Origin of the sequence: [Clostridium] celerecrescens 18A, assembly GCF_002797975.1 — a bacterium.
Taxonomy (GTDB): Bacteria; Bacillota; Clostridia; order Lachnospirales; family Lachnospiraceae; genus Lacrimispora; species Lacrimispora celerecrescens.
In genome coordinates this window covers 945,924-966,670 of the sequence record NZ_PGET01000001.1, presented here as the reverse complement: position 1 = coordinate 966,670, position 20,747 = coordinate 945,924, and the positions used below count along the sequence as shown (strand labels likewise).

The window sequence follows — 20,747 nt, the reverse complement described above, 5'->3', positions numbered from 1 at the left end:
TCATCAAACCTCCATGTGCCTAAGAACGTTGTAACACAATCTCGTCATTGCAGTCAAAAAGCTTAAAACATTCTTTGTAATCCAGTCTTCCGGACTTCAGTTCTTCCGCCATCAAAAGAAGATTCATGGAATTGACTGCGGCTCCGTAAATCCCGGAACGCATCCGGATGTTCTCAAGCCTTTCCTTAAATCCGCCGGTAAAGGCCCCGGAAACAAATGCGAAGTGATAGTGAATCACATCTTTGTCAAAGATCTCCCACCACTTATTTGGATTAAGCTTCTCATTCCGTTCCTTATTTTCCTCGATATAACGGTACATCTCATCAGCCTGCTTGATCGGAAGGGAATACCCCTTTCCATAAGCCTTATTATCAATGATCAGCCCATCTTCTCCATAATATACGCACACATCCGGCTTTCTGGTATCGCCAAGCCTGGCTCCCTTAAAGTTAAGTTCTCCAGTCAGAAGCTGGGCTGTCTGTATCTCATAATCCCGGTCAGAGGTGCCGTCAAATCCCAAATCCAAAAGAATCAGATACCTATGATCCACATGGTTCAAATGGGATCTTAGATAATCCTTGCATAAGGACACCTCTGATTTCACCGGTACCGGCCCATGGCTCTTAAAAGGCAGTTCAAGACCGGTAATCTCATCCATGATCCGATAGGTATTTCCTGTCTTTTTCACTTGAAGCCCAATATTTTCAAAGCTTCGGAGGTCATCGAGAATCGTCTCCTCCTCCTCTTCCATACCCATGCCTTTTAAATACTCCTTTACCTGCAAAGGGGAGCGGTAGGCACCTTCCAGACATTTTATAATATGGGTCCGCCGGTTGCGTAAATATTCCCGGTCAGCTACCTTGGTAGCCAGCATATCCCACATCACCCGTTTGGGAATCCTTGGAAACCTTGAAACTCCTGTGACATGTTTTAATATGGTCCTTCCCTTTAACGTCAGCTGATAAGACTGGGGAATGGTTCCGGTGCAGGTCAGGCCACCAATAGAAACAGTTACCTCCTTTGCCACCTTATTGATCCAGCCCATCTGTAAAAGCCAGCTGCAAATAGTCCTGACGTATTTATCGCTGGTTCCTTCCGTATCCTGAAGAAGCTTTGTCCTCTCTTCCCTGGTTTCTGCTTCCGCCAGTCCCTGCAGGATCATGTATTGGGGAATGGAGGTGAAGCCTGCCTCTCCGATGAAGCCAAGTCTTGCTCCTATCTCAAACTTTGTCAGATGCCCTTCTTCTCCTAACAGGGACAGCACCCTGCATACGGGCGGATAGGAAAGCAATGCGGTCTTTAATGCGCCGGCTTCTTCCTCGCTTCCTTCGGCTGCCTCCGCATATTGACGCCCCAGGGGGGACAGGGAACAAACATCATCGGTCCGGCTGTAATGGAGAAAGCCAATGCTTACCGCCCATCTCAGAAAGGAATCTGCAGGCCAGTCGCTTTGGTATTCCTTCCGCTGCCCTGGCAGAACTGCCTGGATAATTCCGGAACAGGGGGCATTGCTCCTTGTATAGCCGACAGGTGTCCCCTTTCCCTTTAAATGGGTATAAGGAATGGTGATCTCCTCGCCGCTTAATTCCCGTATAAACTCATCTCTCCCGTCTTTTTCCGATATGAGCCTGGGTATTTTATCCATGCGCAGGATCCTGTTGATCTTTGAATCCGGCACGAACGCGGATACCACATTTTTTAAGTTATCCAGGGTATAGGCCTCCTGTACCCAGCCAAATGTCCGATCTGCCACTGTCATTTCCTCTCTGTACGTTTCATTTTTCTTAAGTATATCATAGCCTCCCTGGATTGACCACGTAATTTTCCATGGAACACCCGAAGCGTTTGGTTTGTGATGACCGGTTTCCTGTGATATAATGGTGGAAACTCAAGCCTTCGCGAGAATAACCGGACCGGAAAGGAACAGAACTTATGGGAAAATTACAGATGACAATACTGGCTTTTATAGCAATTTCCTGCTGCATTCATATCAGGCGGCAGATCCAGGACACAGATTACATAAAACATCTGTTTTTAGGAAATGATGCCGGAAAAAGCAGGATTCTTTATCTGGATTATATCCGTCTGATTGCTGCTCTTTTCGTCATTTTAGTCCACTGTGTGGATTTTTCCACAGCCGGACTTACTTCCGGGACCAAAGAATGGGTGGCGGTGCAGTCTCTTTCTTCCATTCTTCTGGTTTGCAACACCCTGTTTATCATGAACAGCGGCGCTTTGATCCTTAGGGAACAAAGAGACAGCCTGGCTTCTTTTTACTATAAAAGATTCTTCCAGGTGGCCCTTCCCTTTTTTTGTTACTACTGCATTTATATCCTGCTCTCCTGCCAGTATTTCAATTCCGGCTTCCTAAGCGGCATTTTCAGAGCCTTAAAGGATATGGCGGCAGGCCCTATTGGGTGGGCCCCCCATTTATGGGTGATCTATGTCATTTTGTCTCTGTATATCCTGGCTCCTTTTTTCAGTATCCTATTAAAGCATCTAAACGACTCCATGCTTCACGGACTGGCGGTTTTAATCCTTCTCTTCCGCTGTCTGGCAGTTTATCTGCCTGCCATAGGCCTTCCCTTAAACTTTGAGCTTATGATCAGCCCATGGGAAGGGGTATTTTTACTTGGCTATTACTTTGCACAACCAATTTCCATGAAATACAGGAAAGCCTGGTGGGGACTAGGTTTCGCAGCCTGCTTATTTACCGTCCTCTGTACTGCCCTGCGGCCTGATTACAAGGCCATCCTTTTGGCAGAAGGCGCCCCTGCCATGATCCTCTTGGCAGCCTCGGTCATTCTTATGCTCCGCGCCCTGGAAGACCGGCTTCCAAAGCCTGGGATCGTAATGAACTTCTTAATCCGGCATAGTTATTCCATCCTGTTGGTACACTGGGCCGTGCTCTATTTTGTAAGGGAACGGCTCCATATCGCCGGACTTAATTTCGGAATGGCAGGCAGCACCCTGCTTTCCTTTCTTCTTGTTCTAATTCTGTCAGCCGCAGCGGCATTTCTCTTTGACCAGACCGTTGTTCTTTGTGCCCAAACCCTTTTTAAAGGCTTGGTACATCCATTAAGGAGCCGGTGAGTATTACTCTTCCGGCTCCATTGTTCTATCTGCTGCTATGGGCCTTACTGTGATTCCGTTGATTTCCACATGCTCACTGATGCCTATGACAATGCATGGCCGGCCGTCGATCATCCGGTTTTCTACCAGATGGGTTTTATCAGGCGCTACCTTTATACTCACATCTGTTGTCTTGATCTCAAAGCTTCTGGTATTAACCACATTGGAAGCGATAAAGGGAGGCACAGACATTTCTTCGTTTTCGCTATAACGCTGCTCAAACTCCTCAAGCTTCTCCTGGCTGGCTCCGTTGTTCTCCAACAGCCTTTTCATCTGATACTTGTCCAGGGTAAAGGGAGCCGGTTCATCCTTTGTTTCTTCAAGAATCTCATTTAAATTTTCGTGAAGATTCTTAATCGTTTCAAAATCGCAGTTATCTCCCAGCGTTTCCTCCACGAGAGCCTGGAATGTTTCTTTCTGGCTCTTGGCTGACATAGGGATCACACAGCCAAGCAGCTCATCAATTAAGCGTTCCGGCATCTGCTCCGGGTTTTTGGTATAGTATAAAAGGCTGTGAATATCCGTATTCCGGTCGTTAAAGGCCGGAAATAAAAAGCCGGTATCAGGAGCCTCCACGATCCAGTCCCTGCTGCGGTTTTCGATTACGTTAGACTCAGAATTGTAACAAAGGCCGGCCTTTGACAGTTTAACCGGGCAGACGGAGCACTGGATGAATTCATAAACAAAATCAGAGGCATCATCCATTTCAAGTCCATCAGAGGACCTTGCGGGAATATCGTAGGCGCAATGAATGAGGATGATGTAAAAATTCTCGCCGTAGTCGTAGCTTGCGATCACCTTATCATAAAATTCCTCGATCAGGGCATCATCCTTTAACTGGCTGTCCCGAAGCTTTAACAGAAAGTTCTGGGTTCCGCCTTCAGCTTCCGTATGTAAGGGAAATTCCATATTGACCATGTTCTTGCCGATCGTCCCTGACAGGCCGCTTCTAAAGATGGCAAAATATTTAAACGCTTCTTCCTCTGGGAGGGATAAAAATGCCTCCTTAATTTCCGTTCTTTTGTTTTTTTCCGCATCCACATAACAGCCACAGATACGGCTGATGGCACAGTTAGCAGGAGTAAAAAGTTTCTTTATTTCGTTAGCTTCTTTCTTATTCATTCTACGGCTTCTCCTATCCTAATGTAAAACTTCAGAATTAATACTAGAGCAAATCGGGGCAGATGTCAATCATTGGTATCGCAAAAAAAAGCTCACAGACCATCAGGTCCATGAGCTTTTCAACTTTATTATTTATCTGCTTTCCATAATCCGTGAAGATTACAGTATTCGTATGCGGCAACTACTTCATCTCCGTCGCAAAGCATGAATTCAGCCACTGGTTTGTCACCTGGATTCAATATCTTTCTCTGATTGCCCTGCTTGGTCTCTAATGCGATCCAACCGATGAAATGTTCAGGAAGCATTGGATGTTCAACGGAACCAACTGTAACTTTTACATGCTGACCGTCAATCTCAATTACCGGAACGTGCTTCTCAGTTGCAGCATCTGTTGTATTGGCTACCAATTCGTGCATATTCTCTCCACAGCACGTAATGGTACCGCCCTTTTCTTCTACAACCGCTACAATATTACCGCAACGGTTACACTTTAAAAACTTCATAGCAATAACCTCCTTCGTCTTTTGAATCTTTATTGAATTATATTCTCATTATACCATATTTACCATTCATTTACAATAGAATTAAACCGGCAAACAAAGCCCTTCTCATTTGCCGCATCTTTCCTGATATTCCGAAGGGGATACTCCCAAAAGCTTCTTAAACTGTGCACTGAAATAAGCGGTGTCCGAATAACCCACCTGGTCCGCCACCTCATAAACCTTGACCCGGCAATCCTTTAGCAGGGACATGGCTACCTGCATCCGGTAAAACGTTAGATAGCTGGTAAAGGTATAATCCGTTTCCTTTTTTAACACCCGGCTCAAATATCCTTCGCTGATTTCCAGATATTCCGCCACCGTACTAATGGTGATGTTCTCCTGATAATGCATCCGGATGTACCGGATGGCCTCAGCCACATATTTGTTCTTGGATTTCTTGTCCGCATTAAAAAGAAGCACCGGTGCCGAAACCTCTCCTGCCTCTTTTTCTTTCCCCTGCTCGATTTGGCTCCGGATATGCAGGATGGCCTGTTCTAAATCTCCATCCTTTAAGGGCTTTAAGAGATAATCACTGACCTCTAACCGCAACGCGCTTTGGGCGTACTTAAAATCCCCGTAAGCAGTCAGAATAATGAACTTCGCTCTGCACCCTTCTTCCCGAAGTTTGGTGATCATCTCCACCCCGTCCATACGGGGCATCTTCACATCTGTCACGATAATATCCGGGGAAAGCCGTTTTGCCAGACTGGCCCCTTCCTCCCCATTAGCGGCCTCGCCCGCTATCACACAGTCCAGAGCCGCCCAGTTAATGGTCAAAATGATTCCCCGGCGGACCATCGTCTCATCTTCCACAACTATGACTTTATACATCCGTCACCTCCCTCTGGACCGGCAGCCTTAACGCAATGGTGGTTCCCTCCTTTGTCACTTCCGCCCTGATCCCATATTCCTGTCCGTAATAAATTTTCAGTATACGGATCACATTAAAAAGCCCTAAGTGTCCATCTCTTTTGATGGGATTGTCACTGTTGATCCAGTCCACCATTTCCTTATCCATCCCGCACCCGTCATCCGTAATGGATATGCTTAATACTCCATCTTTCTGATCAGCAAAAATACAGATGTATCCGTTCTCGCACCCATCAAGCCCATGAATGATGGCATTCTCCACCAAGGGCTGTAAAAACATCCTGGGCACCATGCAGTCCTCCAATTGGTCCGGTATCTCGGTTTCATAGAGAAAACGTCCTGTAAAACGGATTTTTTGGATCTGAATGTAGCTTTCAATGGTTTCTAATTCCTCCCTCAAGGTGATGAAAGGGCGGCTGGAAATACTTCTTCGCAGGATCACCGCCAGATTCTCTGCCAATATGGCTATTTCCGGGATCTGGTTGATCCTGGCATTCCACTTAATCGTATCCAGGGTATTATAAAGAAAATGAGGGTTTAGCTGGGTTTGATACAATTTAATGGTGGTCTTATTTAAATCCTTCTGCTTTTGAACCGTGTCCTCTAAGTATTTCTGTAAGTCGCCTGTCATCTGGTTAAAGCTTTCCGTCAGCCTTCCCAGCTCATCCTGCCGGCTTGTATGAATGCGGATGGATAAATCCCCTTTTTTCACCTTTGCCATAGCCTTATCCAGCTGGCTTACCGGCTGGGCAATGCCTCTTGACAGAGCACCGGAAATCATCAGGCAGAGAACCAGGCCCAGAGCCGATAAAAGTATGCTTACCGTTCCCATGGTGCGGATGGCCTCTGCACTGATTGGTGCGGAACGTCTTAAGATGACATAGATTCCCTGGGAAGGTTCCCTGGTCCATAAATACCTGGTATACACTCCTCTTCCCTTATCTCCCTCATGTCCTGATACTCCATGAAAGATGATGTCATTGATCTCCTTTTCCCCATACTCCGGGCTGGAACAGTACATGGGCCTCTGATGGGAATCCAGCACCAAAAATGTATCTCCGGAAGAATAGAAGCCATTTAACAGATTGTCAAAGTTTTCACGGGAAAAATCCAGGACCACATATCCGGTTCTTGCTCCATGGGAATTTTCCAGGGAATAGGCTCCCTGCATCAGGATATTTTTATCCGTTCCCGGAAGATAGGGATCCGTCCTGTAATAGGTGATCCCTCTCACCTCCTGGGCCTTCTTTAATAACCCCCAGCGGATGGGGAGAGAACTGTTTTTTGATGCAGTATCCGTTGTAAAACGAAGCTTTCCGCCGGAATCATAAATGCTGAACTGAGCGCTGCTGTATATCTCCTGAACCGCCTGATATAAGGACAGATATAAATCCTTTTGCATCTCAATGGCATCCTTATCGATCATCACCCTGGCTGCTGTACCGTCCGCTGTAAAAGTCTCACAGGCCTTCTCACAGTTTTCAAATAGCTGGGTCAGTTTTGCGCTTACCTCCTCCAGCTGCCGGTTTCCCTCCACCGCCAACTGCCGGTTAATGGAAGCTGTAAAAAGCCTGGTAACTACCACGCTTGAAAAGGTAAGAGGCACCAGAGCTACCAACAGACACCCCAAAAATATCCGTGTCTTAAAAGAAAACTGAGCGTACCACTTCATCCTCCAGTCCTCCTTTTGTAAACATTCAGAACCTTATTCCATTGCTTCAGGATTTCTTTTTTTTCCCCGGACAAACCTTTTAAATCCATATCTATGATAGAAAGCCTGCTAACAGGGAAAAGTCCTGGAAGAGGAGGTACATCCATCCGCACGGAGCGCCGGTTTAAATCCGAAACAAGAATCCTCTGAGTATCCTTACTGACCGTGAAATCCAAAAAACGCCTGGCCGCCTCAGGGTGGGGACAGCCGTCTACAATGGCTGTACCATCCGGCAGCACCGTGGTCCCTTCTTTCGGGTAAATGTAGTCCACATCTGCGCCTCTTAAGCGCAGCGCCTGGGCCGCCCCTTCTATGGTGACCCCCAGGGAATATCTGCCATCCAAAATCCCGGAATTCACCTCCGATAAGCTGGAAAGACTCCCGTATTCCAGGTTATCTGCCAGCTGCTTCATATAATCTCCTTCTCCCCGGTATGTATAGACAGCCGTTGCCAGTGCTGAGGAATAGATATCCGACATACCGGGATCTACAAAAGCAACCCTGCCTTTCCATCTTGGCTCCAACAGGCTGGCCCAGCCCGCAGGCACCTCCCGGTATGTCACCACATTGGTGTTGTACATGATAACTAAGGGGCAGGCGGAAAAGCTGGTCCACTTATGATCTTCACACCGGAACGCCCCGACTATGGCTGGAACTTCCGGGCTTTCATAAGCCTGCCAGTATTCCTTTTTTTCTTCCAGGGTCTCAATTCCTACCCCAAATACCACATCCCATACTTCCCCCTCATCTCCATATGGGCCGATGCCATCCTCTAATTTTCTTAACAACTCCTCCAAAGATCCGTTTTCTACCTTTACATTAAGGCCTGTACGTTCTTCAAACTCCTTGACAATAGGCTCACATATCCCTTTTTCCTGAACCGAGTAAACCACCAGATCCGCCTGGGAGTTCATGGGCTGTTCTCCCGTTTCCGGCTGGCAGGAAGACAGCAGGATGCAGCAAATAAGAGACAGCGTGCAGACCGCCGGCCATCTCTTCCTGGTGCTGTCAAAAAGTCTCATAGACGCTTCCTCCTCTCCTGTCCGCCATATGGTTTCGTTTTATCCATTATATCAAAAAAATGCTTATTTTACCATGGGCAGAAGACCACATATATGGTAAACTTTACCTAATAGACAATTGGAGGTGCCTGCCATGGCCGTACATATCATAGAACAATCCATTATCCCAAAGCACATCGGAAGCAGCCGGTGCGAAGATGGACTGTTTGTAAATGAGAACTTTATCGCAGTAATCGACGGGGTTACAAGCAAGGGAGCCCTTACCTGGCCCGAACCTCCGGGAGACCGTCCTGGTAACATGACCAGCGGATGCTACGCAAAAGAGGTACTGCTTAATGCCTTAAGCACCATGCCTCCCAACATTGACGGAACCGGCGCCATGGACTATTTAAACGACTCCCTGGCCATAGCCTGCCGATCACGACGCTCCATCCTGGAAGAAAGACCTGAAGAACGCCTGCAGGCAGTTATTATACTGTATAGCATCAGCCGCAGGGAGGTATGGGCCTTTGGTGACTGCCAATGTCTCATTGGCGGCGTCCACCATCAGCAAGTGAAAGCCATTGACAGCCTGCTTTCCCAGGTCAGAAGCCTTTATATTCAAACAGAGCTTCTATCAGGACGGACAAAAGCGTCACTTTCCAGCCATGACACCGGGAGGGAATACATTCTTCCTCTCCTGCGCCGCCAGCTTCTTTTCGCCAATGAGGACTCTGACTATGGATATGATGTGTTAAACGGTTTTCCCATTCACTCAAATCGTGTCATCATCCATACCGTACCTCCCAACTCCCGGTTAGTCCTTGCAAGCGACGGCTATCCCGTTCTTAAGGAGACTCTGGCTGAAAGCGAAGCCGCTCTTAAGGAGCTCATACAAAAAGATCCCCTCTGCTTTCGGGAAAATAAGGGAACCAAAGGGTTGGTTAAGGGAAATGACAGCTTTGACGACCGCACCTATATCCGCTTTGACACTTTATAACGAAGAGGCTGCTGCAAAATAATAATGGTGAACTGCATTTGAGTGATTGCGCTCACCTGCTGTTTTTGTAAGTTTATTGTTACTGCATGGGAAAATTCTGGGATTGCTTACGAAAGTCCTGGGTATGATGCCCATTTCTTTACGAAAAACATAGGAAAAATAGCTTGCAGTTTGAAAACCGCATGCAAATGCTATTTCGCAGATAGGTCTTTTGGTTTCCCGCAGCATTTCACGGCTTTTTTGGATACGGTATTGAAACAGATAATTGTTAGGAGTCTGTCCCACATACTTATTAAAAAGTTCATATCATTTACTTCTACATACGGTACCGGCTGCTGCAATATCATCCATTATCATTTTAAGGTCATAATGCTGATGAATGTACCCGGTCATCTTTCGGATAATCATCCATGATTCTTCGGCATCATTATGTCCGGAAATATGCTGAATATGTTCTTCTATACAGGCACACAGAGATACTGCCTGTGACAATAAACGAAGCAGACTGCGTTTCTCGCTGTGCATTTCGTCATATATCTGATTAAGTAAAAATAGAACCTCTGCCTGCCAGCTGGTTTGAGCTGTCAATAATATAAAGTCTTCATTATCTGAATCGAATTTTTCGTCCAGACAAATGGTTTTATACTATACAATTAAGAGGAGGCTGTTGCTCCATAATTTCCTTTTTGCAGCAGCCTCTTCCTCTTCTTTCTCTTCCTATCCCTATCCTTCCTGCAGTCCCAGATATTCCTCAAACAAACTGCACACGCTCACAGAATCCGCCTCTGCTCCCATTTCGCAGAAGATCCGCAGCAACGGCTCTGTGCCGGAGAATCTTGCAATCACCCAGCCGCCGTTTTTAAAGTAAACCTTACAACCGTCGATATATGAGATCTTGCCAATATCGAAAGGCAACTCAGGCAGTTTCCGGTCAATCATGAGAATCTGGTTGATTCTCTCCTTTTCCTCATTGGTAAAGCGGTAATCCCGCTCTGCCATATGGATCGCCCCATACTCTCTGCGGATATCTCCTGCAATCTCAGACAGTTTTTTCCCTGATACGGCCATCATTTCTACCAGTAGCGAGGCGGCATAGATCCCATCCTTGCCATGGATATGTCCCTTAACCGTCAGGCCGCCGGAGGACTCTCCGCCGATGATGGCATCCGTCTCCTGCATTTTCGCGGATACAAACTTAAACCCTACGGGAACCTCATAACATTTCTGCCCAAAGCTCTCCGCCACCCGGTCCAGAACATGGGTGGTGGAAAGGCTTCGAACTACAGGCCCCCGCCAGCCCTTGTATTTCAAAAGATAATAATACAGCATCACCAGAATGTTGTTGGCGTGGAGATAACGGCCCTGATCGTCAATAACCCCCAGTCTGTCCGCATCTCCATCCGTAGCGATTCCGATATCGCAGTACCGGTCCAGCACATAATTCTGTAAGTTTCGCAAGGTCTGCTCTGTTGGCGCAGGCATCTTTCCGCCAAACAAAGTATCATGCTGGTCATTAATGGTTTCAATGGTACACCTTGCAACAGAAAGGATGGTGCTTAAGGCGGTAAGGCTAACTCCGTACATGGGGTCAATGGCGACCCGGAAATCCCGGGACCGTATGGCATCCATATCAATGACGGATATGATATTATCCAGATACTCATTTAGAGGATTGATTTCCTCTACCACTCCTTTTTTTACAAGCTCAAGGTAAGAGGATGGAGGCATCTGTCCCGCCGCCTCATGGTTTGGTTCATAGATCCTCTCCGCTTCTAAAAGATATTTTTCAATATCCTGGGTCTGGACTTCATCCGCATCACGCCCGCCATAAGTAAACACCTTGACCCCGTTATAAATGGCCGGATTATGGCTGGCCGTTACCATCATGCCATAGCTCAACCGGTGCTTCATTACATAAAACATGATGAGGGGTGTGGGGGAACTGCGGTTTACGAAATACACCTTGATTCCCTGATTCCCAAATATCTCACAGGCCCAGATAACCGCCTCTTTGGACAGGAAACGCCTGTCATATCCTATGACAATCCCTTCCCCCTCTACGTTTTCCGCTTTCATCTTAAGACTGACGGCAAGCGCCAGCTTCTGGATATTCTCCTTTGTAAAATCTTCTCCGATAATGGCTCTCCAGCCACCAGTACCAAACGCTACCATCCTTCGTATCCCTCCATGTTTTCTAAAAATTCCCAAAGCCTTCCTGTGAAAACTTTAGATGGACTATACAACCGAAACCTTTCCCTTGCTTACCTTCAGGAAAATGAGCAGGGATATAACCGTACTGACAGTTAATATGGAAGCCAGTGCAGCCGCCGTACCATAGCTGTTTCGGACAACTTCCGTATAAATGGCTACGGATATGGTACTTGTCTTGCCGCCGTAAAGCATAACGCTGGAGGACAGCTCATTGATGCAGGTAATCCAGCTTAAGATAGCTCCTGACAGGATTCCCGGTGCCATAAGCCTTGCGGTCACCTTTGCAAAGGTTTTCATGGGTGATACGCCCAGGCTGATGGAGGCCTCTTCCACACTGGGGTCCATCTGCTGCAGGAACGCACTGCCAGACCGTACCGTATAAGGCAGCTTCCTGACTACAAAGGCGATTATCATAATAGCAGCAGTACCCGTAAGGATCATGGGCTGCTTATTAAAGGCCACGATCAGGCTGATGCCCAGAACCGCGCCCGGAATGACAAAGGGGAACATAATGAGAAGATCCATCAACTGTCCTGCTATCCCTTTCTGACGCACTACGATGTAGGATATCAGCATTCCCAGTATGATAATGAATACAATAGCTGTGGCGGAGAACACGAACGTATTCCGGATATTGGTCCACAGTCTGTTAAAAATCGTCACATAGCTTTCGATACTGAAACCTTTTTTGAAACCTGTAAAATCGCTTTTTATAAAGCTGCTGACCACCACTACGATTTGGGGAAGGATGCCGATAAATGTTACCAGCACAACCGGCAATGTTACCAGGAAGCGCTTGAAACCGTGAAGCTGCTCTTCCTTAGGAGGTCTCATTGCTGTCATGACATAATTTTTTCTGGTCACAAAATATTTCTGCAGCAAGAGCACCGTAGTCGAGCAGAGCACTACAATCACAGACAGGGCACTGGCTAAATGAGCATTTCCGCCGATCTCACTCATATATTCGTTGTATACTAAGACGGGAAGTACCATATAGCCTTCGCCGATGAGCATTGGCGTGCCGAAGTCCGCAAGGCTGGTCATGAATACCATAATGGCTCCCGCTGCAATGGATGGCAGAATGACCGGTATGGTGATGGTCAAAAGCCGGCGAAGCTTGTTGCTTCCCAGATTTTCCGCCGCCTCCTCAAGACTTGAGTCAATGCTTCCCATTGCCCCTGATGTATATAAGTACACATAGGGAAACAACTTGAAGGTAAAAACAAGAATAATGCCCAATTTACCATAGATACTTGGAAGAAAGATCCCGATACTTTCAAAAAACCGAGTCACAAAGCCAGCACGCCCGAACAGCATGATCCAGCTGTAAGCGCCGATAAACGGCGGGCTCATAAGACTCATAATAATGAAAATATGGATAAAACGCTTTCCAAAAACGTTATATCTGGACATCAGATAGGCCATGGGCACCCCTACGGCCAAAGTCGAAGCCGTGGTGACAATGGAGACGAACAGACTTCGCACAAGAGAGGAATAATAATACTTTTTCGTGAAAAACCGGATGTAGTTCTCAAGGGTAAAGCCTTCCACCTTGCCGGAGAAGAAGCTTCGCGTAATCAGGGTACAGAAAGGGTAAATCAGGAACAGCAGCATGAAGCCTACCACCACTACTTTTACCCAAAACCAGAAGTCAAACTTCCATCCTTTCTTTACCATGATATCACCTCCTGGGTTTTAGCATCGTATACACCTACCGCACTGATATCAAAGTTCACCCTCACTTCCTGACCGTCCGGCCGCAAGTCGCCGGCATCCTTTGTGTATTCATTCAATTGTATGGTCTGCCCGTTGTTCAGCTGGATTTCATACTCAATAAAATCTCCCAGGAAGGTGGAAATGACGATCTTGCCAGGAAGTCCTTCCTCTTCATCAAAAAATAACTGCTCCGGCCTTGCGGAAATGATCCCGCTTCCTTTGTAGGCGGAATTCAGCCTGCAGGTTAAGCTGCATTCCCCCTTAATATTTAATACGGCTTTCTCCGGATCGCTTCCATCCACTTCACAGTCAATAAAATTTGAAACTCCGATGAATCCGGCTACAAAGGTATTCGCCGGCTTCTTATAAATCTCTTCCGGTGATCCTACCTGCATAATATTACCTTCTTTCATTACTGCGATCCGGTCAGAAATAGCCAGAGCTTCCTCCTGATCGTGAGTAACGTAAATGGTGGTGATCCCAAGCCGTCTCTGCAGCTTTTTAATAACCGTTCTCATCTGTACTCTGAGCTTTGCGTCCAAGTTGGATAAGGGTTCATCCATAAGAAGTACCCCCGGCTCAATGACAAATGCCCTTGCCAGAGCCACCCGCTGCTGCTGTCCACCGGAAAGCTCATTTGGTTTCCTGTCCTTTAGATTTTTGATCTGCACCAGGTCGAGGGCTTCCTCTACTTTGCCAGAAATCTGATCTTTGGGATATTTTTTTGCTTTCAGACCGTAAGCCACATTCTCCGCCACGGTCAGATGGGGAAAGATGGCGTAGTTCTGAAACACCATGCCGATATCCCTCTTGTGGGCATCCAAGTTGTTGATTACCCTGTCATCAAAGCAAATCTCCCCGCCATCCACAGAATTGAATCCTGCAATCATACGAAGCAAAGTTGTCTTACCGCATCCGGAGGGACCAAGTAACGTGAAAAATTCCCCCGGCTTCATCTCCAGATCCACCCCATTTAGTGCTGTAAAATCACCGTATTTTTTCACGGCCTGTTTAATAATTACTGCATGGCTCATACCTTTCGTTCCTCCTTAAACCTTCGGTGCCTTTCTGTCTGTTACAGTAAAAGACTGTCCTGTCCCATAAGGGCCGGGACAGTCTTTTCGTCAGAATGTATTCCTATCCTTTTTATTAGTCGACCATAATATCATTGAATTTCTCAATAATGGCTTCCTTCTCATTTGCTGCCCAGTCAAAATCATAATCCACCAGCACAATATCCTGTAATTTAGCCATACCTTCGCCTACTTCCATGTCGCTTCTTACCGGACGTCGTCCCCAGTTCTTGCTCTGCTCTGTCTGGCACTCTTTTGATGTAACGAAATCGATAAACAGCTTTGCATTCTCCTCATTGGGAGCTCCCTTTACAAGAGCTACACCATCTGGTACCGCACTGGTTCCGTCTTTGGGATATACGAATCCAACGGACGGATCATCTTTATACTGAACTGCGGATTTCTCCAGGGTCAGGCCTACGTAAAACTCGCCGTCTGCAACCATCTTGTGGCACTTGCCGGAAGAGTCAACAATCTTTCCATCCAGATTGTCATATAATTTCTTAATGAAATCCCAGCCGTCTTCCTTGCCGCCATGGCCCAGGATCATGGTACACAGCTGCGTGTACGCGGAGCCGGACTTAGATGGCAGGCAGTATGCGATCTTGCCTTTCCATTCAGGCTTAGTTAAATCTTCCCATGTCTCGGGAATGGTAAGGCCATCCTTCTCGATTAAGTTCTTGTTATAAAAAATGACCATAGGCAGAGGGCTTTCACCGATCCACATGTCCTCGGCGTCCTTATAAGCATCGCCGATGAACTCGTCATTGGCACATACATAGGGAGCGAAATGATCCTTAAACGCTGCCAGTGAGTCTGCGCCTCCGCCCCACAATACGTCTGCAATGGGGTTAGCGGACTCTGCTGCAATACGGTTGCACAGTTCTCCTGTACCGGCTGCAACAACTTCCACCTTAACGTTTGGATACTTTTCCATGAATAAGTTCACGCCTGCATTGAGTGGGTCCGCATCATGGGGAGAATATACGACAACAGTTCCTTTGTAATCCTCCGGTGCCTTCGCAGCGTCTGCTCCGTCCTTGGACTCCTCTGCCTTTGTTTCGGCAGATGCCGTCGTCTCCGCCGTCTGGGGGGCTGCAGTTGTTTCTACAGGCTTTCCGCCGCCGCTGCAGGCAGATAAGCTTAATGCTGCCAGTGCTGCCAGTGAAGCTGTTAATAATCTTTTTTTCATAAATAACCTCTCCTTTAATAAATTATTTTAGTTCACGCTTATATGAAATATTTAATTCTTATGATCTAATTATAAGGTCTTGATGTGCACTTTTCCATTTAATATTCTTACATTTCTTTTGTCATTCTGAACTTTTGCACTATTTTTTATTGTTATAGCAATCGTACATGTACATAATAGATAATTTTATTATAAAAGCCGCCCGGTACCACTGGATCAGACCACCTGCCTGGCATCTTGTTCTGAAACAAAAAAGCCGCCAAAAAATGGCGGCCTAAATTATATTTTCCTAACTGCATATCCAGATCTTTGATTCCTCTCCCTGTAAACAGGGTCAATACAGGATCGTCGCATAGTTCCCTGATAATTGGTATCAACTCTTCCCTCGCTCCGAAGGATATGTTCTTAATTCTTCTTATACCATTCGGGTGTATAAAGTTCACAGGTTTCGGATCAATGTTAAAATAAGTCATTATCCGAATAATTCAGGCGGTCTGCCAATCTGCTCTTACCAAACAAACACACAATCCTCTTTATGATTTTCGGCATTCCTGTTGAAGCAAGCAGTTCCAGATAAGGACCTTCGGAGAAATAAATAATCGCATTATATGGGTTTTTCTTTGTCCCATATTCAACTACGAATCCCTTTTCCTTATACTCTTTTACTGCCTGGTGCAAGTCATCTACCTTATATACAATATGGCTGGTTTTCACCTGGATCCAATCCTCCTGACTGTTTTGAGGCAATTTTACCCCTTAGACACTCCATCCCAGGCTTTCCTGCTGAATCCTATACAGCCTTTCATAAAGCCCCTTGTTGTTCATCAGTTCCTCATGAGTGCCTTCTTCAGCCAGCCTGCCTTCCTTGAGCACGATAATCTTATCCGCCCCTGATATGGTCCTTAGACGGTGAGCGATGACGATTACCGTTTTACCTTCGATCAGTCTGGAAATTGCCTGCTGGATCAGTGCCTCATTCTCTGGATCAAGGGAGGCAGTTGCTTCATCTAAAAGTACGATAGGCGCATTTTTCAACAGCGCCCGGGCGATGGAGATCCGCTGCCGTTCCCCTCCGGAAAGTGTGCAGCCGTTTTCCCCCAGCATCGTCTCATATCCCTGGGGCAAAGCGCTTATAAATCCGTCACAGCAGGCAGCCTTCGCTGCTTCCATAACCTGTTCCTCCGTAGCCTCCATGTTTCCGATGCGGATATTATTGTAGACTGTATCGTTAAACAGCACCACATCCTGGAATACAAAGGACATATAGCTCATCAGATGTTCCGGATCCAGGGTTTTCACATCAATTCCGCCGATCTTTACACTTCCCTCATTTACATCCCAGAACCGGGCAATCAACCTTGAGATGGTGCTTTTCCCGCAGCCGGAAGGGCCCACCAGAGCCGTTATGGCGTCAGAAGGAATGGATACGGACAGGTTTTTGATCACCCTGTCTTCCCGGTAATTTTCCACATTATAACCAAAGGAAACATTCTCAAACTCAATATTCCAGTGTGTCAGCGGCTTAACACCCTCACCATCCATGACCGGAACATCCATAAGGGTGCGCATCCGTTTTGTGGCAATCCGATGATAAAACAATTCCGGCAAAAGGGTAAATTCCACAAGGACCGGGCCGTAAATCCTAACGACAATAACAAAGAACATGAGCATGGGGATGAGCTGGATACTGCCCCCTGTCAGCAGATAGGTTCCGACAAAAACGGTCAGCCCTACACCTGCCTGTAAAATCATCTGAGCTCCGGTGACAAAAGTTCCGGTGACAAATTCCATATTGATTGCCATTTTCTTCATCAGGCGCAGGGCATCATCTAATGCCGAAAACTTCGAGCCGTCTAAGCCACAGGCTTTTATAACCTTAATCCCCTCTAAATACTCCTGCACCTGATCGGAAGCTTTCAGTTTTGCTTCCACCTGCTTCTCACTTAATCTTGCCTGAATCTTTTTACTGCTTAAGATGACAAGCAGCGCAACAGGCACAGTTATGAACACGGAGAGTGCCATTCTCCAGTCAAAAAGAGCCATCATCACGCAGATAATAGAAATAGAAATGGCATTGGCACTCAGCTGAGGGATGATGTGGCTCAACACATGTTCCGTAGTGGAACAGTCAGCCATAATGTTTGTGGTCAGCTCGGAAAGGTCCTTTGAGTTAAAGAAGTTCATAGGCAGCTTCCGGATCCGTTCCGCAACACTGATCCTGGAATTTTCTGCTTCCAGATAAGAAGTGACATAGGTTTTTTTATAGTCATTTTTACTGGCAAGAAATACAAGCACTGCAGAAACAACGCCGAAGCCGAATAAAAACCACATCCTCGTCCAGGAAATCTCCTGGGCCATCATTGGCTTTAAAAGCTCGGCGAAAACCTGAATGGTCACTGTAAAGGGAAGCATGAGTGACAGATTCGTGATTGTACAGGCGGCAACGGCCTTCTTTAAATCCCTGTAGCCTTTATCCGTAAGCATCAGTGATTCCTTCCAATTAAACATGGTTTTTCATCCCCTTTCTATCCATCTTCCAGTCAAGAGCTTTCGTATATACGTTCCACATATCAGAATATTTCCCCCGTTTTTCCAGTAATTCATCATGCCTGCCCTGCTCCACAAGGCAGCCTTTGTCTACTACTATGATTTTATCCGCACTGCGGATGGTTGAAAGGCGATGGGCTATCATGATTACCGTCTTCCCATGCATCAGCCTCTGAAAGGCCTGCTGGATCAGATGTTCGTTCTCTGGATCGGAAAATGCAGTTGCCTCATCTAAAAGAACAATGGGGGCGTCTTTTACAATGGCTCTGGCAATTGCAATCCGCTGCTGCTCTCCTCCTGAGAGATGGACGCCTTTTGCTCCTATGACCGTATGATATTTTTCCGGCAGCTTTTCAATGAACTCATGGCACTGCGCCGCCTTTGCCGCAGCGATCACCTGCGCATCAGTGGCACTCTGATTCCCCAAACGGATATTATCCATAATGCTTTGCTTAAAGAGAAACACATCCTGGAATACAAAGCTGACCTTTTCCATCAGATATTCGTTTCTCATATCCCGTACGTCAACGCCTCCGATTTTGATCCTTCCCTCCGTTACATCGAAAAACCGTGGAATGAGATGGGCAATGGTGCTTTTGCCGCCGCCGGATGGGCCAACGATCGCGGTGATCTGATTTTCCTCCGCCCGGAAAGAAATGTCAGAAAGCGCCTGGGCCTCCTGACCGACGTAAGAAAAGGATACGTTTTCAAATACAATCTCATGACTGGAAATTTCCTTCGGTCTCTGGGGATTCGTCAGAGGAGCAGTATTCAGGATTTCATCCATTCGCTCCACACCGCCAATGATCTGCATCCCGGTGTTAGAAACATACATGATCTTCATCAAAACAGAGGCAATGGATGGAACAAAAATCAGGTAAAAGATAAAAGTGGCTGCAAAACCAGGATAATCAGATGTATGCAGCCCGATCAGGATACCAACCGGGATCAGGAATAAATAAATGTTATTGATGACCGTCTGAAAAGCGGACATATAGTTTTCCCAGCTCATGGTATAAGGAATGATCATTCGGGTGTATTCCTTTATGGCACTGTGCATCCGGCGGAAGGAGAACACCGTTTGCTTAAACGCTTTGACAACAGTGATTCCACGGACATACTCCACGGATGCATTGTTCATATCCTCCAGAGCGTTCTGGTAGTTTGCCATCATGGTTTTAGCCCCGTCATTACCATATGCTTTGATCTGGATCGCAAAGGCGATGACAATGCCAACCACAGCCGCAAGCCCAAAACGCCAGTCTACTGCCAGAAGAATGATGAACATGACCACCGGAGCTACAAAAGAGGCCACCAGATCAGGAAGCTGGTGGGCGATGAATCCCTCGATCTTCTCAATGTTTTCATCCATGATCTTACGCAGTTTACCGCTGCCGACCAGCATATGAAATCCCAGAGGCAATCCGGCAAGATGGGAGGCAAAGTTCACTTTCAGCTCATACAGAGTACCAAAAGCGGCCAGATGGGAACACATCAAAGCCATAAAATACAGCAATACATTAAGCAGGATTCCCCCAAAGGCCAGCCACCCGAAGCCAACCGTTCTTTGCAGATCAAGATTCTTAAAGTCAGGAAATACTCCCATGACTTCCTTCACCACAAAGTAAATGGCGATATAAGGCACAAACGAGACGACAGATGCCAGAGCCGATAAGATCACGGAGGAGACCATAAGAGGCTTTTTTGTCGCCGCGAGCTCCATCAACCTGGCCATGCCTGTTTTGGGCTTTGCAACCGCAGAATTAATTTGTTTCATGATAAACCACCTTTCTTGGTAAAATGTTACTGTCTATTTATAACAACTCCCTGTATAAAATTGGTTAGCTTAAACTAACCATTATGTAAAGCTTTTTTGTTTTAAAGAACCGGAAACAGCTAAGCTGCATCAAAGTCCCATAATCTTCTTCCACCCTGCGTGCTGGAAAGTCCCCAGAACCAGCGAGTAGGAAAGAGCTTTTTCCCGTGGGACATCATGGGCCACAAACTCTAAAATCTGCTGAAAAAATGACCGGGATAAGATATGGATCAAGGTGCCGTCAATTTCCATAACCTCATGCCCTGATTCTTTCATGGCATTGATAAAATCCCAGCTTGATTTCTCTTCAATTTTAACCAACTGAGCGAAATAGCTGTCACAGCTTCCCGCACTGCTCTTACAAAAAAACAGTTTGAATATATCAAACCGGTCATAAATATAGTTGATCATCCAGGGAATCGTTTCATCGGTAATATGATCCAGAGCAGCCGCCTGCTCGCTGGGAGGCAGACCTGCAAATTCGTCATGAACCTGTCTGTACCTTTCCAGGAGTCCATCCGCCGCATCTCCGGTCAATGCGTCAAAAAGCGCTTCCTTACTGGGAAAATACCCATATATGGCTCCTGTTGTAACAGAAGCCTCCCTGGCAATCCTTCTTAGGGAAGCCCCCTCATAGCCATACTCCAAAAATTCCTTTTTGCCCGCCTCTAAAATGGCAACATGTGTATCTTTTACCTGAGCGCTCATTATTTCTCCTTTTTATAACACTGTTATATAACAATGCTATTATGAAATAAAAAAAGCAGGACGTCAAGACGCCCTGCCGGTTATTTTTCTCATTAAGTTCTCATAA

General features: G+C 46.5%; 18 protein-coding genes and 1 pseudogene. 2 read left to right on the top strand and 17 right to left on the bottom strand.

Annotated features, from left to right (window positions below; all coding sequences use genetic code 11):
• Nucleotides 1–19 precede the first annotated feature (19 nt).
• Nucleotides 20–1,759, bottom strand: coding sequence for a restriction endonuclease FokI C-terminal domain-containing protein (locus H171_RS04545; protein ID WP_242976858.1), 1,740 nt, complete (start codon nt 1,757–1,759; stop codon nt 20–22).
• Between the two features lie 173 nt (nt 1,760–1,932).
• Between H171_RS04545 and H171_RS04540 the strand changes: the two genes are divergently transcribed.
• Nucleotides 1,933–3,093, top strand: a complete 1,161-nt coding sequence (locus H171_RS04540) for an acyltransferase (RefSeq protein ID WP_100304088.1) — start codon at nt 1,933–1,935, stop codon at nt 3,091–3,093.
• 3 nt (nt 3,094–3,096) lie between these two features.
• Here H171_RS04540 and H171_RS04535 read toward each other — a convergent pair whose 3' ends face one another.
• The 5 genes from H171_RS04535 to H171_RS04515 all read right to left on the bottom strand — a co-directional run bounded on the left by H171_RS04535 (nt 3,097) and on the right by H171_RS04515 (nt 8,399).
• The gene (locus tag H171_RS04535; protein ID WP_100304087.1) at nt 3,097–4,254 is read right to left on the bottom strand and encodes a DUF4317 domain-containing protein; all 1,158 of its coding nucleotides are present in this window, start codon (nt 4,252–4,254) and stop codon (nt 3,097–3,099) included.
• 128 nt (nt 4,255–4,382) lie between these two features.
• The gene (locus tag H171_RS04530) at nt 4,383–4,757 is read right to left on the bottom strand and encodes a desulfoferrodoxin family protein (protein ID WP_025233703.1); all 375 of its coding nucleotides are present in this window, start codon (nt 4,755–4,757) and stop codon (nt 4,383–4,385) included.
• Between the two features lie 105 nt (nt 4,758–4,862).
• Nucleotides 4,863–5,627, bottom strand: a complete 765-nt coding sequence (locus H171_RS04525) for a response regulator transcription factor (protein ID WP_100304086.1) — start codon at nt 5,625–5,627, stop codon at nt 4,863–4,865.
• Complete coding sequence (locus tag H171_RS04520; protein WP_100304085.1) at nt 5,620–7,338, bottom strand: histidine kinase; 1,719 nt, start codon at nt 7,336–7,338, stop codon at nt 5,620–5,622. The genes H171_RS04525 and H171_RS04520 overlap by 8 nt, the downstream gene beginning before the upstream one ends.
• Nucleotides 7,335–8,399: an extracellular solute-binding protein gene (locus tag H171_RS04515; protein ID WP_100304084.1), complete on the bottom strand. Its 1,065-nt coding sequence runs from the start codon at nt 8,397–8,399 to the stop codon at nt 7,335–7,337. The genes H171_RS04520 and H171_RS04515 overlap by 4 nt, the downstream gene beginning before the upstream one ends.
• A 133-nt stretch (nt 8,400–8,532) precedes the next feature.
• Between H171_RS04515 and H171_RS04510 the strand changes: the two genes are divergently transcribed.
• Nucleotides 8,533–9,378 (top strand): hypothetical protein, encoded by an 846-nt coding sequence (locus H171_RS04510; RefSeq protein WP_100304083.1) that lies wholly within the window; start codon nt 8,533–8,535, stop codon nt 9,376–9,378.
• Here H171_RS04510 and H171_RS24980 read toward each other — a convergent pair.
• The 11 genes and pseudogenes from H171_RS24980 to H171_RS04460 all read right to left on the bottom strand — a co-directional run.
• Nucleotides 9,373–9,669, bottom strand: a pseudogene (locus H171_RS24980) (helix-turn-helix transcriptional regulator); the annotation flags it as partial. The gene H171_RS04510 and the pseudogene H171_RS24980 overlap by 6 nt on opposite strands.
• A 15-nt stretch (nt 9,670–9,684) precedes the next feature.
• The gene (locus H171_RS04500; RefSeq protein WP_100304081.1) at nt 9,685–9,966 is read right to left on the bottom strand and encodes a hypothetical protein; all 282 of its coding nucleotides are present in this window, start codon (nt 9,964–9,966) and stop codon (nt 9,685–9,687) included.
• A gap of 135 nt (nt 9,967–10,101) precedes the next feature.
• Nucleotides 10,102–11,550, bottom strand: coding sequence for a phosphoglucomutase/phosphomannomutase family protein (locus H171_RS04495; RefSeq protein WP_100304080.1), 1,449 nt, complete (start codon nt 11,548–11,550; stop codon nt 10,102–10,104).
• 63 nt (nt 11,551–11,613) lie between these two features.
• Complete coding sequence (locus H171_RS04490; RefSeq protein ID WP_100304079.1) at nt 11,614–13,266, bottom strand: ABC transporter permease; 1,653 nt, start codon at nt 13,264–13,266, stop codon at nt 11,614–11,616.
• Entirely contained in the window at nt 13,260–14,339 is a 1,080-nt protein-coding gene (locus H171_RS04485; RefSeq protein ID WP_100304078.1) for an ABC transporter ATP-binding protein, read from the bottom strand. The genes H171_RS04490 and H171_RS04485 overlap by 7 nt, the downstream gene beginning before the upstream one ends.
• Nucleotides 14,340–14,454: 115 nt before the next feature.
• On the bottom strand, nt 14,455–15,570 hold the full coding sequence (locus H171_RS04480) for an ABC transporter substrate-binding protein (protein ID WP_100304077.1): 1,116 nt from the start codon (nt 15,568–15,570) through the stop codon (nt 14,455–14,457).
• Between the two features lie 152 nt (nt 15,571–15,722).
• Nucleotides 15,723–15,947, bottom strand: a complete 225-nt coding sequence (locus H171_RS24525; RefSeq protein ID WP_242976857.1) for a hypothetical protein — start codon at nt 15,945–15,947, stop codon at nt 15,723–15,725.
• An 82-nt stretch (nt 15,948–16,029) separates the two neighbouring features.
• Nucleotides 16,030–16,284: a VOC family protein gene (locus H171_RS24520; RefSeq protein WP_242976856.1), complete on the bottom strand. Its 255-nt coding sequence runs from the start codon at nt 16,282–16,284 to the stop codon at nt 16,030–16,032.
• Between the two features lie 42 nt (nt 16,285–16,326).
• Entirely contained in the window at nt 16,327–18,078 is a 1,752-nt protein-coding gene (locus tag H171_RS04470; RefSeq protein ID WP_100304076.1) for an ABC transporter ATP-binding protein, read from the bottom strand.
• Nucleotides 18,071–19,894, bottom strand: coding sequence for an ABC transporter ATP-binding protein (locus H171_RS04465; RefSeq protein WP_100304075.1), 1,824 nt, complete (start codon nt 19,892–19,894; stop codon nt 18,071–18,073). Before H171_RS04465 ends, H171_RS04470 begins: the two co-directional genes overlap by 8 nt.
• A gap of 129 nt (nt 19,895–20,023) precedes the next feature.
• Nucleotides 20,024–20,641, bottom strand: a complete 618-nt coding sequence (locus tag H171_RS04460) for a TetR/AcrR family transcriptional regulator (RefSeq protein ID WP_100304074.1) — start codon at nt 20,639–20,641, stop codon at nt 20,024–20,026.
• Nucleotides 20,642–20,747 lie beyond the last annotated feature (106 nt).

What these genes read in the sequence shown, in the direction of transcription:
- H171_RS04545 (WP_242976858.1), bottom strand. Translation starts at nt 1,759, where the DNA reads ATGACAGTGGCAGATCGGACATTTGGCTGGGTACAGGAGGCCTATACC.
- H171_RS04540 (WP_100304088.1), top strand. Translation starts at nt 1,933, where the DNA reads ATGGGAAAATTACAGATGACAATACTGGCTTTTATAGCAATTTCCTGC.
- H171_RS04535 (WP_100304087.1), bottom strand. Translation starts at nt 4,254, where the DNA reads ATGAATAAGAAAGAAGCTAACGAAATAAAGAAACTTTTTACTCCTGCT.
- H171_RS04530 (WP_025233703.1), bottom strand. Translation starts at nt 4,757, where the DNA reads ATGAAGTTTTTAAAGTGTAACCGTTGCGGTAATATTGTAGCGGTTGTA.
- H171_RS04525 (WP_100304086.1), bottom strand. Translation starts at nt 5,627, where the DNA reads ATGTATAAAGTCATAGTTGTGGAAGATGAGACGATGGTCCGCCGGGGA.
- H171_RS04520 (WP_100304085.1), bottom strand. Translation starts at nt 7,338, where the DNA reads ATGAAGTGGTACGCTCAGTTTTCTTTTAAGACACGGATATTTTTGGGG.
- H171_RS04515 (WP_100304084.1), bottom strand. Translation starts at nt 8,399, where the DNA reads ATGAGACTTTTTGACAGCACCAGGAAGAGATGGCCGGCGGTCTGCACG.
- H171_RS04510 (WP_100304083.1), top strand. Translation starts at nt 8,533, where the DNA reads ATGGCCGTACATATCATAGAACAATCCATTATCCCAAAGCACATCGGA.
- H171_RS04495 (WP_100304080.1), bottom strand. Translation starts at nt 11,550, where the DNA reads ATGGTAGCGTTTGGTACTGGTGGCTGGAGAGCCATTATCGGAGAAGAT.
- H171_RS04490 (WP_100304079.1), bottom strand. Translation starts at nt 13,266, where the DNA reads ATGGTAAAGAAAGGATGGAAGTTTGACTTCTGGTTTTGGGTAAAAGTA.
- H171_RS04485 (WP_100304078.1), bottom strand. Translation starts at nt 14,339, where the DNA reads ATGAGCCATGCAGTAATTATTAAACAGGCCGTGAAAAAATACGGTGAT.
- H171_RS04480 (WP_100304077.1), bottom strand. Translation starts at nt 15,570, where the DNA reads ATGAAAAAAAGATTATTAACAGCTTCACTGGCAGCACTGGCAGCATTA.
- H171_RS04470 (WP_100304076.1), bottom strand. Translation starts at nt 18,078, where the DNA reads ATGTTTAATTGGAAGGAATCACTGATGCTTACGGATAAAGGCTACAGG.
- H171_RS04465 (WP_100304075.1), bottom strand. Translation starts at nt 19,894, where the DNA reads ATGAAACAAATTAATTCTGCGGTTGCAAAGCCCAAAACAGGCATGGCC.
- H171_RS04460 (WP_100304074.1), bottom strand. Translation starts at nt 20,641, where the DNA reads ATGAGCGCTCAGGTAAAAGATACACATGTTGCCATTTTAGAGGCGGGC.